General features: G+C 65.9%; 14 protein-coding genes. 6 read left to right on the top strand and 8 right to left on the bottom strand.

The genetic code is table 11. The features are described from left to right. Positions 1-6: 6 nt before the first annotated feature. Positions 7-1620 (bottom strand): MBL fold metallo-hydrolase RNA specificity domain-containing protein, encoded by a 1614-nt coding sequence (locus BLS55_RS03305; protein ID WP_092152933.1) that lies wholly within the window; start codon positions 1618-1620, stop codon positions 7-9. Positions 1621-1953: 333 nt separating this feature from the next. Between BLS55_RS03305 and BLS55_RS03300 the strand changes: the two genes are divergently transcribed. The 5 genes from BLS55_RS03300 to trmFO all read left to right on the top strand — a co-directional run bounded on the left by BLS55_RS03300 (position 1954) and on the right by trmFO (position 5471). Then, positions 1954-2622, top strand: a complete 669-nt coding sequence (locus BLS55_RS03300; RefSeq protein WP_092152932.1) for an LOG family protein — start codon at positions 1954-1956, stop codon at positions 2620-2622. Between the two features lie 68 nt (positions 2623-2690). Continuing rightward, a complete protein-coding gene (locus BLS55_RS03295; RefSeq protein WP_092152931.1) occupies positions 2691-3131 on the top strand; it encodes a nucleoside deaminase in 441 nt (146 codons plus the stop codon). A gap of 64 nt (positions 3132-3195) precedes the next feature. Then, entirely contained in the window at positions 3196-3426 is a 231-nt protein-coding gene (locus BLS55_RS03290) for a hypothetical protein (protein WP_092152930.1), read from the top strand. Positions 3427-3541: 115 nt separating this feature from the next. Continuing rightward, complete coding sequence (locus tag BLS55_RS03285) at positions 3542-3823, top strand: hypothetical protein (protein WP_092152929.1); 282 nt, start codon at positions 3542-3544, stop codon at positions 3821-3823. A gap of 286 nt (positions 3824-4109) precedes the next feature. After that, a complete protein-coding gene (gene trmFO / locus BLS55_RS03280; protein ID WP_092152928.1) occupies positions 4110-5471 on the top strand; it encodes a methylenetetrahydrofolate--tRNA-(uracil(54)-C(5))-methyltransferase (FADH(2)-oxidizing) TrmFO in 1362 nt (453 codons plus the stop codon). A gap of 45 nt (positions 5472-5516) precedes the next feature. Here the strand turns inward: trmFO and BLS55_RS03275 are convergent, their stop codons facing one another. The 4 genes from BLS55_RS03275 to BLS55_RS11810 are packed head-to-tail and all read right to left on the bottom strand — an operon-like array spanning position 5517 to position 8328. Then, positions 5517-6389 carry an ATP-binding cassette domain-containing protein gene (locus BLS55_RS03275; protein WP_092152927.1) on the bottom strand — a complete coding sequence of 291 codons (873 nt, stop codon included), beginning with the start codon at positions 6387-6389 and terminating at the stop codon, positions 5517-5519. Further along, positions 6382-7083: a GTP-binding protein gene (locus tag BLS55_RS03270; protein WP_092152926.1), complete on the bottom strand. Its 702-nt coding sequence runs from the start codon at positions 7081-7083 to the stop codon at positions 6382-6384. Before BLS55_RS03270 ends, BLS55_RS03275 begins: the two co-directional genes overlap by 8 nt. After that, positions 7071-8087 carry an ABC transporter substrate-binding protein gene (locus tag BLS55_RS03265; RefSeq protein ID WP_092152925.1) on the bottom strand — a complete coding sequence of 339 codons (1017 nt, stop codon included), beginning with the start codon at positions 8085-8087 and terminating at the stop codon, positions 7071-7073. The genes BLS55_RS03270 and BLS55_RS03265 overlap by 13 nt, the downstream gene beginning before the upstream one ends. Next, entirely contained in the window at positions 8044-8328 is a 285-nt protein-coding gene (locus tag BLS55_RS11810) for a hypothetical protein (protein ID WP_143339504.1), read from the bottom strand. Before BLS55_RS11810 ends, BLS55_RS03265 begins: the two co-directional genes overlap by 44 nt. Positions 8329-8377: 49 nt before the next feature. Here BLS55_RS11810 and BLS55_RS03260 point away from each other — a divergent pair, with 49 nt between their 5' ends. Further along, positions 8378-9112, top strand: a complete 735-nt coding sequence (locus BLS55_RS03260) for an outer membrane protein (RefSeq protein ID WP_092152924.1) — start codon at positions 8378-8380, stop codon at positions 9110-9112. Positions 9113-9354: 242 nt separating this feature from the next. Here the strand turns inward: BLS55_RS03260 and BLS55_RS03255 are convergent, their stop codons facing one another. The 3 genes from BLS55_RS03255 to BLS55_RS03245 all read right to left on the bottom strand — a co-directional run bounded on the left by BLS55_RS03255 (position 9355) and on the right by BLS55_RS03245 (position 13616). Beyond that, the gene (locus tag BLS55_RS03255) at positions 9355-10746 is read right to left on the bottom strand and encodes an aminopeptidase (RefSeq protein WP_092152923.1); all 1392 of its coding nucleotides are present in this window, start codon (positions 10744-10746) and stop codon (positions 9355-9357) included. Positions 10747-10840: 94 nt separating this feature from the next. After that, positions 10841-12271: an L-seryl-tRNA(Sec) selenium transferase gene (gene selA, locus BLS55_RS03250; RefSeq protein ID WP_092152922.1), complete on the bottom strand. Its 1431-nt coding sequence runs from the start codon at positions 12269-12271 to the stop codon at positions 10841-10843. Further along, a complete protein-coding gene (locus BLS55_RS03245) occupies positions 12264-13616 on the bottom strand; it encodes a bifunctional folylpolyglutamate synthase/dihydrofolate synthase (RefSeq protein ID WP_092152921.1) in 1353 nt (450 codons plus the stop codon). Before BLS55_RS03245 ends, selA begins: the two co-directional genes overlap by 8 nt. Positions 13617-13675 lie beyond the last annotated feature (59 nt).

Raw genomic sequence — 13675 nt, 5'->3', positions numbered from 1 at the left:
GACGGCTTACATCCGCGAGAGCAGGCGAGTAAGGGCGTAATCCAGCTTTTCCACAGCGTCCTGGAGGTCTGTCTGCTCCACCCAGGGGCGGCGCTCCACGTCTTCCAGCCGTCCTTTGAACAGGCCCCACTTGCGTTCCACCTCGGTGGTAAGGAAGGCCCAGTCCACCCGGGGGTGGGCAAGGGTTTCGTGGCGCACTGTGGCGGCCACCTCGCAGCCTTCCAGGACCATTTCCTCCAGGTAGGCGGCGATGATAGGACGGACGCCGAATTTTTGCTCCATAAGCCCGGCCAGCGTGTTCTGAGCCCTGGTTTCGCCGTGGGTCAGCACTACCTTGGCGCAGCGGCCCGCCAGCAGCGGGGCGATCCAGTCCAGAAGCTGACTTTGCCCCGCGTGGGCGGAAAAGCCGTTGATGGTGAAGATGCGCGCGGCCACCTCCACATCTTCGCCGAACAGGGTTATTTTTTTTGCTTTTTCCACAATCTGACGGCCGGGCGTGCCCGCGGCCTGGTAGCCCACAAAGACGATGCTGGCTCCGGGCCGCCAGATGTTGTGGCGCAGGTGGTGGCGCACGCGGCCCGCGTTGCACATGCCGCTGGCCGAAATGACGATGGCCGGGCCCTTGTAGACGTTGATGGCCTGCGACTCGGCGGCGGAAAGGGTGTAGTGCAGGTTGGGCAGGGCAAAGGGGTTGTCGCCGTTGCTGAGCATTTTCTGGGCGTCGTCGTCAAAGAGCTTGCGGTGGCGCTCGAAAACCTCTGTGGCGCGGATGGCCAGGGGGCTGTCCACAAAGACGGGCATATCCGCGGGCAGCTTGCCCTGCTTGTTGAGCACATGCAGGCAGTAGAGCACCTCCTGGGTGCGCTCCACCGCAAAGGCGGGGATGATGACCTTTTCGCCCTTGCCGTAACTGTAGGCGATGGCTTCGGCGAGTTCGGCGTCGCTCAGGGATTCGTCCTTGTGGTCGCGGTCGCCGTAGGTGGATTCCATGAAGACGTAGTCCGCCTGCGGGGGTTCCTCCGGGCTGCGCACGATGAGGGACTGGGGGCGGCCTATGTCGCCGGAAAAGATCATGCTGGTGGTGCGGCCGTTTTCGTCGGCCTCCAGGCGCAGGCTGCCCGAACCCAGGATGTGGCCGGCGTCGTAGTAGGTGACGCGGATGCCTGGGGCGGGTTCAAAGGTCTTGTGGTAATCTACAGTATGAAAAAAACGGGCGGTTTTTTGCGCGTCTTCGGTGGCGTAGAGGGCGGCTGGCGGGTTGCTGAGGCCGCGCCGCAGGTATTTTCTGGCCTCGCTTTGGGCTTCCATTTCCTGAATATGGGCGCTGTCTTCCAGCATAAGCTCCAGCAGTTCGCCCGTGGCCTTGGTGCAGTAGATGGGCTTGGCGTAGCCCTCGCGCACCATTCTGGGCAGCAGGCCGGAGTGGTCGATGTGGGCGTGGGTGACGAGGATGAAATCAATGTCTTTGGGCCGGTAGGGCGCAGTATCCCGGTTGCGGGCCTCAATGGCCTTGTTGCCCTGGTGCATGCCGCAATCCACGCAAAAGCGCTTGCCGTTGGCTTCAATCATGTAGCAGGAGCCGGTCACGGTCTGCGCCGCGCCCAGAAATTGGACCTTCATTAGCTGGCCTCCGCGAGTTGTCGGCCCGGAATGGGCCGTCCTCCCCACCCGGGAGCGGGCCTTGGGAGAACGCTTTTCCATAGCCGCAAGGGGCGCGCAGCGTCAAGCAAGCCCCCGTTGCCTTTGGCGAGGGCTCCCTTTATACTGCGCCCTTGTCTGCAGGAGGCGGCCCAGGGCCGCCCGCGCGCAAGCGCGTTTCCTGCGGCGAAACGCTTTGGCGGCTGCGCAGGCAAGACGCCCGCGCAGCCTGGCCGTGCGGGGCAGCGCCGGAGCGAGCGTCTTACATCCCTTTGGGATGTCTTTTTTAAAGGCAATATTTAAGAAGGATCCGCCATGCCCGAACTGCAACAGAACATTGTGGACGATCTCGCCTCCGTCACCACCGAATCCTGGCGCACTTTCCGCATCATGGCCGAGATGGTGGAAGCCCTGGACGTGCTCAACGCCCTGAAGGTCAACTGCATTTCCCTCTTCGGCTCGGCCCGCTGCACGCCGGACATGCAGGAATATCAGGACGCCGAAAAAATTTCCCGCCTGCTGGTGGAGGCCGGCTTCGGCATCATTTCCGGCGGCGGTCCCGGCATTATGGAGGCGGCCAACAAAGGGGCCTTTGACGCCGGGGGCGAATCCGTGGGCCTGCACATCCAGCTGCCCCACGAGCAGGGCTGCAACAAATATGTAAAAACGCGCTGCAACTTCCGCTACTTTTTTATCCGCAAGTTCATGTTCGTCAAATACGCCATGGCCTATGTGGTCATGCCCGGCGGCATGGGCACCATCGACGAGCTTTCCGAAGCCTTTGTGCTGGCGCAGACGGGCCGTACCCGCCCCTTCCCCATTGTGCTTTACGATTCCAGCTTCTGGAGCGGCCTGCTGGAATGGCTGCGCAAGAGCATGGCCGGACGGGGCTTCATCAAGGAAGCGGAGATCGATAAGCTCATCACCGTCTGCGACACGCCGGAAGAAGTGGCCAGCCACCTGTGCAAGATCGTGATCCTTTAGGGGCGCGGGCCTTTGCCCCGGCCGGGCCGCGCACGCCGCCGCCGCCGGGCTGGACCTGGGAAGGGCTTATGGATGTGGCCCTGGAGGAGGCCCGCCGGGCGGCGGCCACGGGCGAGGTGCCCGTGGGCGCGGCGCTGGCCGGGGCGGACGGCCGCCTGCTGGCTCGCGCGGGCAACGCTGTGCTGCGGGGGCACGACCCTACCGCCCATGCGGAGGTGCTGGCCCTGCGGCGGGCGGGCGCGGCCCTGGGCAATTACCGCCTGACCGGCTGCGTGCTGGCGGTCACCCTGGAGCCTTGCGCCATGTGCGCGGCGGCCTGCGTGCACGCCCGGCTGGCCGGGGTGGTTTACGGCGCGGCGGATCCGCGCGCCGGGGCCGTCATTTCCCGTGCCGAGCTCCTGGACGCGCCCGATGCCAACCACCGGCTCTGGCATATGGGCGGCGTGCGCGGTCAGGCCTGCGCCGCTTTGCTGCACGCTTTTTTCGAGGCGCGGCGGCCGGCGCGCTGAGCCTTGTCCGCCCTTGCGCGATGCGCGCGAACAGGCTAATTTACGGCAGACAGGGAGGCGCGCTATGGAATATAATGTCGTGAGCCCCGTAAAAAGCAGCGAAACCGTACTGCGCATTTTGGGCACCAAAATGGCCACTGGCAGAGAGCTGACCCTGGCCGAAAATCTCATGGCCATGACGGCCTCAGGCCAGATCCTGGGCAACAATTACGGCCCTGGCCCGGCTGAGATGGAAATCTCCACGCCCCAATTGCCGGAAAACATCAAGGGCCTGCTGGCCAACTACGCAGGCTGAACCGCAAAGACGGCGAAGCGCGGCCGTGGGCTGGGGCGCGGCCGCGGCCATGCCTGACTGCGGCCGGGCCCTGAAGACAAGGCAGTGCAGCCCGGCGGATGCAAGAGAGGGAATTTTGAACGAGAGTATCGACGACCTTACGGTGCAGTTTGAAGAAAACGGGCAGACCATCGTCAACGAACTGGACAAAGTGGTGCTGAGCAAAGGGCTGTGGACCACCATCCTCTTCCGTTACCAGGTCTGGCAGCCGGAGAAAAACGCCTATGGGCCGGATATGTTTGTTATCCGACGCTACAAAAAATCCGGCGGCGAATACCGGCAGCAGTCCAAATTCACCATTTCCAGTGCGGAACAGGCCCGCAAGATCGTGGACGCCCTGAGCGGCTGGATCAGCTAATACAGACCGCCATTGAGAACACACCTTCTCAACGGCAATGCAGGACGGGCGCTTCAGCGCGCAGCCGCATTGCGCCTGCGCCTTTGCGGCGGGGCGGTCGCGCCCAGCGCGCCGCGCTTGCGCATGTAAAGAAACGGCGGTTCCGGGGCTGCCCGGCGCGCCGTTTTTTGCGCCTGCGGCCAAGGGCTTCGGTTTGCGGTCAGGCCGCGTTCCCGCCCCGGCCCGTGGCGTCCGCCTTTTCTCCTTATCCTAACCTGATTTTTACAGTGAATCGGCTGGAGTTTCTATGCCTTTGCAATCCGTAGCCGTGGTGGGGGGCGGGCTTGCCGGGTGCGAATGCGCCCTGCGTCTGGCCCAGGCCGGTCTTGAGGTCACCCTTTTTGAACAGAAGCCGGGGCGGCGCTCCCCAGCCCACGTCAGCGATCATCTGGCTGAGCTGGTCTGCTCCAATTCGCTGCGGTCGGACGAAACAGGCTCCGGCGTGGGCCTGCTCAAGGCCGAGCTGCGCGCCCTGGGCAGCCGTTTCATGGCCGCCGCAGACGCCTGCCGCGTGCCTGCCGGCAAGGCCCTGGCCGTGGACCGCGAAGCCTTCGCCGCCGCGCTCACCGCCATGGTGGCGGCCCAGCCGCACATCCGGCGGGTGGAACACTGCGTGCGCGGTCTGGACGATCCCGTGCTGACCCCCTTCCGCACGGCGGATGGGGCCGTGGCCATTGCCGCGGGGCCTCTGGCCTCGGAAGAGCTTTCCGCTTCCCTGGCCGCGGCCGTAGGCGTGGAGCACTGCTACTTTTACGACGCCATTGCGCCCATTGTCTGGACCCACTCCCTGGACATGAGCGTGGTCTTCCGCGCTTCGCGCTACGGCCAGGAGCAGGGGGACGCCCCCGGCGAAGGGGACTACCTCAACTGCCCCATGACCCGCGAGGAATACACGGCCTTTTATAACGCCCTTCTGGAGGCGCGCACCATGCAGGCCCACGCCTTTGAGTCGGAACGGCACTTTGAGGGCTGCATGCCCCTTGAGGCTCTGGCCCAGCGCGGCGAGCGCACCCTGACCTTCGGGCCGCTCAAGCCCGTGGGCTTTGTGGATCCGCGTACGGGCCGCCGCCCCTGGGCCGTGCTGCAGCTGCGGGCCGAAAACGCCAATGCCGAAACCTGCAACCTGGTGGGCTGTCAGACCAAACTGGTGCAGGCCGAGCAGGCCCGCGTCTTCCGCCTGGTGCCCGGCCTGGAACGGGCGGAATTTGCCCGCTACGGCAGCATGCACCGCAATACTTACGTCAATGCGCCCACAGCCCTGACCCCGGAGCTGGAGCTGCGCGCCGCGCCCGGCATCTACCTGGCCGGGCAGATCACCGGGGTGGAAGGCTATGTGGAATCCGCCGCCTGCGGCCTTTGGCTGGGCATGCTGCTGGCGGCCCGCGCCCACGGCCGGGATCTACCCCCGCCGCCGCCGCCGGAAAGCGCCCTGGGCGCGTTGCTGGGGCACCTGCGCACGCCCGCCAAGCGCTTCCAGCCCTCCAATGTTCATTTTGGCCTTATGCCGCCCCTGGACGAACGCGCCCGCAAAAAAGACCGCAAGGCCCTCTACGCCGCCCGCGCTCAGGCCGCCTTTGCCGCCTGGCGCGCAACGACGGGAGAGGTTTGAAGGAGAATAGCTTTGTGTGGGGGCGTGCGCACGCCGGGCAGCGGCTCAGAGGGAAATTTTTTTCCCGGCCCGCAGGGCGGCCCGCACCCCGGCCAGGGTTTTTTCCAGCCCTTCCAGATGGACAAGCACCGCGTCTTCCTCCGGGCTGCGGCGCTGCACCTGGGCCACGGCCCCGTGGCGGAAGACCAGACGGCGGTGCGCGGCCAGGGCCAGCACGGGATCGTGGGTGGCCATGACCACAATTTTGTCCGTGGTCAGCAGCAGGTCCAGCGCCTTGCGCTTGTCCACCCCGGCGTTTTCGATTTCATCGATGAGCAGCACGGGCGACCAGCTGAGCAGGGCGGTATCCGCAATCATCAAGGCCCGCGACTGCCCGCCCGAAAGCTGGGTAAGCGGCGTCGTCTCGCCGAAGGGTTCCCCGGCCAGGGCATTGGCGGCGGCAAAAACGTGCCGGGCGGCCTGATCCGGATCCGGAACCTGGCGGCTCAGGGCGTGGGTGCGCAAAAAATCCGTTACCCCCATATCCAGCACAAAATTCATATTCTGGGTCAGCTGCGCCACCAGGCGGCCCTGCAGGGCAAAGCGGGCCTCCGCGTCCGGGGCGCGCCCATTGAGCAGCAGCACGCGCCCTGTGGGCGTATCCGCCGCGGCCAGGGATTCGATATCAGCCAGGAAGCGGCTTTTGCCGGACCCCGTGGGCCCCAGCAGGGCGGTGATTTCGCCGGGCTTGAAGTGGATGTCTTCCGCCTCGGGGCGGGCCGATTTGTCCCGCCCGGCGGTGAGGGTCAGGCCCCGCAAGGATTGCGGAACGTCCTCCGGGTCCGGCGCGTCGTTATCGGTCGGCCTGTGGGCGCAGGGGCAACCCGCGGACGGCAGGTCGGCGGTCAGGGCCGCGGCGGCAGGGAAGCGCTCAGGCATGGGGCGAACCTCCGAACTGCGCCTTTTTGACGTTGCCCTTCTGGTAGCGCCCGCCGATGCGCATTTCACTCAGGCAGTAGGAGCAGACCGCCGCGGGCATGGCAAAGCGCAGCTTCATGTCTGTAACGCTTGCCCTGTCCGGGGCCACGGCCAGGATGGCGGCCAGATCCGCGGAGCCCTGGCCCGTAAGGCCGTTTACATGCCGGATGATGGCCTTTTTGTTCATCTGTCGCACCCGGTAGCGGTAGACCTCCCGCTCGGCCTGGGAGACCAGATCCCCCTTGGTGACCACCACCACGTCGGCCAGACGGAGCATGGGGCCGATTTTTTCCGGGGCGTCAATGCCCATAAGGTTGTCGATGACGCACAGGGCCAGCGCCCCGCGCAGGTGGGGCGAGCAGCGGTTGCACAGGCCGGCGGTTTCTATGATGCAGCACTGCGCCCCGGTGCCCGCAGCCCAGGCAAAGGCCTCCTCCAGATTAGTGGCAAAAAAATGGTCTGGGCAGAGCCCGCCCGAAAGAGCCAGACTTACGGGGATGCCTGCTGCCGCGTAGAGCGCGTCGTCCCTGCTCTGCAGACAGTCGAATTTGACCACGGCGCTTTCCAGGCCTTTTTCCCGCAGGGCCGCGCAGGTCTTGGTCATCAGCGAAGTCTTGCCGCAGGAAGGCGGCCCGGCCACGGTCACGAGGCGCATGGGGCCCTCCCATAGCTTTGACGGAAGCGCTGGACCAGCTCGTCGCGCAGGCCGTTGAGGTCGTGGGCGGCGGCGTATTCCCAGCCTACCCACTTGAGCCGGGCCCGCGGCGGCAGGCGCGCGTCCCGCGCCGCGCCCAGCGGGATGAACCAGGCCGCGCTGTCAATGCCGCAGAAGCCGTTGACCAGAAAATCCAGCAGCGGGGCCAGACGCTTTTGTTCAGATTTTTTTGCCAGAAAATAGAGTGGGCTGGCCGCGGCGCCGTCCTCCGGCCAGATTTCCGCGACGCCGGGCGGCAGACTTACGCTGCGGGCAAAGAAAAGCGGGATGATGAAGATGCCCCCCGCGTCCGGCGCGCTGGTGCCGCAGACCTTGACCATGCGCGAGGAGTGCATGAGGCTTTTGACGTTGCCCGCCAGAGCCGCAAGCCCCGCCCTTCCATATTCCTTATAAATATTGAGCAGCACCGCATCGGCCATATCGTCACCGTCGCCGCACATGACGATCTGCCCCTTGTAGCGGGGGTGCAGCAGGTCGCCCCAGGTGCGGGGCAAGGGCAAGCCGCCGAGCTTGTTGGCGTCCGCCAGAAAGATATACGGCGTTACGCCGTAGATGGTGTAGGCCCCGGCGGGGTCCGCCATGGCGGCCTCCGTGTACAAGGGATTGACGGCCCTGGGCCTGACGGCGGCAAAAAGCCCGTTGTGGACAAACCGGCGCACAAATTCCGGCCGCCAGAAGTCGCCGAAGCCAATGGAGGCGATGACGGCGGGGAGCTTATCCGGGTCCGTTTCCATATACAAAGGGTCAAAGGGGTCCACCACGGTGCAGCCCATGGGAATATGGGCGGTCAGGGGCGGCGCGGCGGCGGCCGCCAGGGCTTCCACGCGCTCCTTGACCACGAGCTTCACCGGGCAGGGCGTGTAGAGCAGTAGGTCCGGCGTGCCCGTTTCCGGGACGTCTTCAGCCTGGTGCAAAGAACGGACAAGGGCGTCGAGACTTCTCATGGCGGTAAGGGGAAAAAGGGATGTGGACGGAGCGGGCCTCAATCTGCACTATGAGATAAGCAAAAATAATACCAGGATATTGTTTGCAGAAAGATAATAATGCCGGGCTATTGCCGCTGTGCGCGTGGCCAGGATTAGTACAAAAAAGAATTTTAATATTTTTTTGTATCAAATAGCCTGCGGCTGTCGGCGGCGCGGAAGGCAAAAGGCCATGCCGGTTGTTGACCGACATGGCCCCCATGTATTAGCCTCCCCGCAAGGAAGGTTGTGAAAAATACCAGGAGGAAGCTATGTTCAAAAGGGTTATTCTTGCTGCGGCGCTGTCTTTGGCGCTCTCCGTCTCCGCTTTTGCGGCGGACAACGGTTTTTATGCGGGGCTGAAGTTCCTTGATTCCATCCAGAGCACCGGATCCATCTCCAAAAACGGCGGCGTTGAAGACGCTTTCGACATCGACAACTACACCCAGAATACCGTGGGCGGCGGCATCTTTGTCGGCTTTGATTTCTACCCGCAGTTCCAGGTGCCTGTGCGCACGGAGGTGGAATACGCCATCCGCACCAACAGCACCACAACCTGGGATCTCAAAGGTGAGGTGGGGAGCGCTTTGAAGCAGCTTGGCGGCAGCGGCAGCGCCAGCGTCAAAGGCGAATGGAACTTACAGACGCTGTTCCTGAACGCTTATTGGGACTTCCACAACGATACGAATTTTACGCCCTATATCGGCGCTGGCGTCGGCCTGGGCTTCCTGCGCACAAAGTATGAAATTGAAGCTAACGATCTTTCTCTTCCTGCCGCAGGCGTGGACACCCCCATCAGCGGCAACGCCAGCGTCAACGAAATGCACACCGTGTTCGCCTGGAACGCCGGGCTGGGCTGCTCTTACGCCTTCAACGACAACTTCTCCGCCGACCTGGCTTACCGCTTTGTGGGCCTGAGCTACAGTGAGACGAGCAAATGGGGGCAGGACATCGGCATGGCCCCTTATGCCAACGAATTCAGCCTGGGCCTGCGCTATACGTTCTAAAATTTTTTTTCATGGCCTTCCCTTCCAACAGGCCGCCCCCTTGGGCGGCCTTGTTGTTGGGAGCTTTGGGGCAGGCCTGTGAGCTTTTATCCGCAGCCAGGCAGCGCCAACAGGCCCTGGAGCAGATTACCGTTAAAACGCTGCACTCGGCGTGGTCGGCGAAAATGAATTTCGCCTACGCCGCACTGGCGCGGACTGCGCTTGCGCTGCCGTCCGTTAGCGCATCTCAAAGTTGCAAGGCCCTAGACCTGCGCTTCCAGAAAAGCCCGGTAGGCCTGGGCAGTGGCGTAGACATCCGCGCAGCTGGCCAGCTCAAAGGGGCTGTGCATGGAGAGGATGGCCGGGCCCAGGTCGATGACGCGCATGCCGTAGGCGGCCAAAAACAGCGCCACCGTGCCGCCGCCGCCGTGGTCCACCTTGCCCAGCTCCGCCGCCTGCCAGGGAATGCCCTTGCTGTTGTACAGGCCGCGCAGGGCGGCAAAGTATTCTGCATCGGCCTCGCTGGCCCCGTATTTGCCGCGTGAGCCCGTGAACTTGCAGAAGGTGGGGCCGTAGCCCAGCAGGGCGGCGTTCTGTTTTTCGTGCACGTCCTGATAGTCCGGATCCAGCGCGCCCGCCACGTCGGCCGAGAGGGCGCGGGTTTCCAGAAACACGCGGGAGGCGGGCAGCCCCTGCCCCCAGGCCTGGGCCAGATCTTCCACGCAGTACTGGAAGAAGCGCGAAGACGCGCCGGTGGCCCCGTCTGAGCCGATTTCCTCCTTATCCCAGAACATGACGGCCATGCTCCGGCCCGTGGGCGCGGCCTCCAGCAGGGCCTCCAGAGCTGTGAACACGCAGATGCGGTCGTCCTGGCCGTAGGCCCCCACTAGGGCCTTGTCAAAGCCCACAAAGCGGGCGGGACCGGCGGGCACGGCCTGCAGCTCGGCGGTGACGAAATCTTCCTCCGTGATGCCGTACTTCTTGTGCAGCAGCTCCAGGAGCAGGGCTTTGACGGGCTCCTTGGGGGTGTCTTCCTTTTCTTTTCCCTTGGCGGATTGGGCGGAAGGTTTGGGGCTGTGCCCCAGGATGACGTTGAGCTTTTCGCCCTCAAAGGCCTCGCTGACGGGCTGGGTCGACTGCTTCTGGGCCAGGTGGGGGAGCAGATCCGCAATGCAGAACACGGGCTCGCCGGGCTTTTCGCCTATGGTCACGGGCAGCGCCTCGCCGTTTTCGCGCACCACCACGCCGTGCAGGGCCAAGGGCCGCGCCAGCCACTGGTATTTGCGGATGCCGCCGTAATAGTGGGTTTTGGCCTGGGCCACGCAGGCCTGCTCCACCAGGGGGCGCTGCTTGAAATCCAGGCGCGGGCTGTCCGCGTGGGCGGCCAGCAGGTTCAGCCCCCGCTCCAGGGGCAGAGCGCCGCGCCGCGCCGCAAATACGGCCTTGCCGCGCAGGGGGCGCAGCACCTTGTCGCCTGTTTCCGCATAGCCTTGCGCCGCCAGGCGCTCGCAGATGTAGGCTACAGTTTCACGTTCCGTTTTGCAGCGGGTCAGAAAATCCACATAACGGGCGGCAAGGGCGTCCATGTCCTTGCGGGCCTGGGCGTTGAGGCCCTCCCAGACGCTCTTGGGGGTGTAGGCAAAGGGTGTGTCCATGTGTGTTCCTTTTGCGGGTTGCGGGGCCGCATTCCTTGTTCAACCAATCCGGATGGCGGGCGGGGATCCGCTTCCCTTTCGTCCGTTCAATTCCTTATATAAGTTCGCGCGCGCAGAGGGCCAGCCCCTCGCGCAGGGTTTGCAGCAGAAGAGGATACTGGCGCGCCTCCAGAGTACGCGGGTCCAGGCAGAAGGCGTCGTCCTCCAGGCGGCCGATAAGGGGCGGATCTGTGCGCAGCAGGGCGCGTTTGAGGGCTGTGGCGCTGCCCCTGGCGGGCGTAAGGCAGACCAGGGTGGTGGGCAGGTCGTACTGGGGGAAGGCCCCGCCCCCCACGCGCGAAACGTCCTGGCGCAGGCGCACAGTGCAGAGCGGCCCCCGCGCGTCGCGCAGGCCGTGCCGCAACCTGGCGGCCAGGCTGCGGGCGGCGCGGGCCAGGGTTGCGGCGGAGCTCGTGACCATGCGCAGGGTGGGGATGCGCCGCAGGGCCGCCTCCGGCTCCAGGTAGAGGCGCAGGGTGGCCTCCAGGGCCGCCAGGCAGAGCTTGTCGCAGCGCAGGGCGCGGGTCAGGGGGTTGCGCTTGAGGGCCGCCACCAGATCCGCCCGGCCCACGATGACGCCCGCCTGGGGGCCGCCCAGCACCTTGTCGCCGGAAAACGTGGCCAGATCCGCCCCCTGCGCCACCACGGCGGGCACGGTGGGCTCGTTGGGCAGGCCGCAGGCCGAAAAATCCGTAAAGCTGCCGCTGCCCAGGTCTTCAATCAGGGGCAGGCCGTGTTGGCGCGCCAGGGCGGCCAGCTCCGGCAGGGGCACGGCGGCGTGGAAGCCCACAATGCGGTAGTTGGAGGTGTGCACGCGCATAAGGGCGCGGGTTTTCTCTGTAATGGCGGCGGCATAGTCCTTAAGATGGGTGCGGTTGGTGGCCCCTACCTCGCGCAGGCGCGCGCCGCTTTTTTCCATCACTTCCGGGATGCGGAAGCTGCCGCCGATCTCCACCAGCTCCCCGCGGGAAACAATGACCTCGCCGCCCTTGCAGAAGGTGTCCAGCACCAGCAGCACGGCGGCGGCGTTGTTGTTGACCACCAGGGCGGCCTCGGCTCCGGTAAGGCGGCGCAACAGGTCTTCCACCAGGCTGTGGCGGCTGCCGCGCCCGCCGGTTTCCAGATCCAGTTCCAGGCTGCAATAACCGGCGGCGGCCTGTTGCACGGCTGCCTGCGCCTCCTGCGCCAGGACGGAGCGCCCCATATTGGTGTGCACCACCACGCCCGTGGCGTTGAGCACGGGCCGCAAGCGGGGCAGCACGGCGCGGCGGGCATGGGCCAGCAGGGCAGGCAGGCAGGCTTCCAGGGCCAGATCCATCGCGCGGGCCACGCGGCCCTGGCGGATATCCGCCCGGCGCGCATCCCAGAAATCGGTCACGGCCTGGCGCAACAGGGGGCGGGGGGCGGCTTCCAGAGCGGGATCGGCGGCCAGCAGGGCGTTGAGGCTGGCGTCCACGGCGGGGATGGCCCGGAAGAGGTCAGACATGGCAAGGCCTCGCAGGATCAGTTGGGGCGGCATCGGCTGGGGATGCGGGAGCCGGGCGGCCGTCGTTCTGCAGGGGGGAAGCGCCTGGCGGCGTGAGCCATTGCGGGTGCAGGGCGTAGAACTCCGCCAAAAGGTAGAGCGACCCGGCCAGGAGCACCGGGCGGCGCGGCCCCGCATCCGGCAGGGCTGCGGCGCGGGCCAGGGCCTGGGAGAGCGCCTCCGGGCCTTCGGGCAGGGCATGCGCCGTGGCCGGGCCGCAACGGTTGGCCTCGGCGGCGATAAGGGCGGCGGGCGCGGCGCGCTCGTTATGCAGGGTGGGGATGAACAGGGGCGCGCCGCCCAGGCAGTCCTTAAGCAGATGCAGGGCGGGCCGCCAGTCCTTGTCGCCCAGGCAGGAAAACACAGCCCCGGCGGGGCGCAGGCCCGCATCCCGCAAAGCGGCCGTCAGGGCGGCCATGCCGTGGGGATTGTGCGCGCCGTCCAGCAGCAGGGGCGGCAGGCCGTTGCCTCCGGGCACGGATTGCAGCCTGCCGGGCAGAAAGGCCGCGGCCAGCCCCCGCGCCTGGGCAGCGACGTCGTCCGGGGTTTTGCCCAGCAGGGGCGCCAGCTGTTGCCAGGCGGTCAGGGCCAGGCCGGCGTTGGCGCGCTGGTGCGGCCCGGCCAGGCCCAAGGTTGCGCTTTTGTCCACAGGCCGCGCCTCCAGCAGGGGCGCGCTGTGGGCCGCGGCGGCTTTGGCCAGGGCGCGGGCCGCGTCGGGAAACTGCCGGGCCGTGCAGACCGGGGCCGGATCGCGCACGGCTGCGGCTTTGTCCGTGGCGATGGCTGCGAGCGTGGAGCCCAGCACGGCCTTGTGATCCATGGCGATGGGCGCATAGCAAAGTGCGTCGGCCACCACAGCGGTGGTGGCGTCGCAGCGGCCGCCCAGCCCGGCTTCCAGCACGGCCAGGTCTACGCCCGCCCGCGCGAAGGCCAATATGGCCAGTACGGTAAGAAATTCAAAGTAGGTCAGATCCGGGGCCGCTTCCCGCACCTCGTTGGCCGGGGCGACCCAGTCCTCTTCAGGCCAGGGGCGGCCGTCTATGCGGATGCGCTCCGCCGGGTGGACAAAGTGGGGCGAGGTGTAGAGCCCCACGCGGCAGCCGTGGGCCATGCCCAGTGAGGCCAGAAAGGCCGCCGTGGAGCCTTTGCCGTTGGTGCCCAGCACCTGCGCCGTCACAAAGGGCGGACGGATGCAGTGGAGCGCGGCCAAGGCGCGGTGCACGCGCTCCAGCCCCAGATCCATGTGGAAAAGCCCCAGGCCGTCCAGATGCCGCAACACGTCGGCGGCGGATGAAAAATGCCTCATGGCGCACAGCCTATCCCAAAGTAGGGCGGCTGTCAGCGCCCGGACAGGGGGCGGCCGGG

Origin of the sequence: Desulfovibrio legallii (genome assembly GCF_900102485.1) — a bacterium.
GTDB classification, from domain to species: Bacteria; Desulfobacterota; Desulfovibrionia; order Desulfovibrionales; family Desulfovibrionaceae; genus Desulfovibrio; species Desulfovibrio legallii_A.
This window is presented reverse-complemented; position numbering and strand designations above follow the sequence as displayed.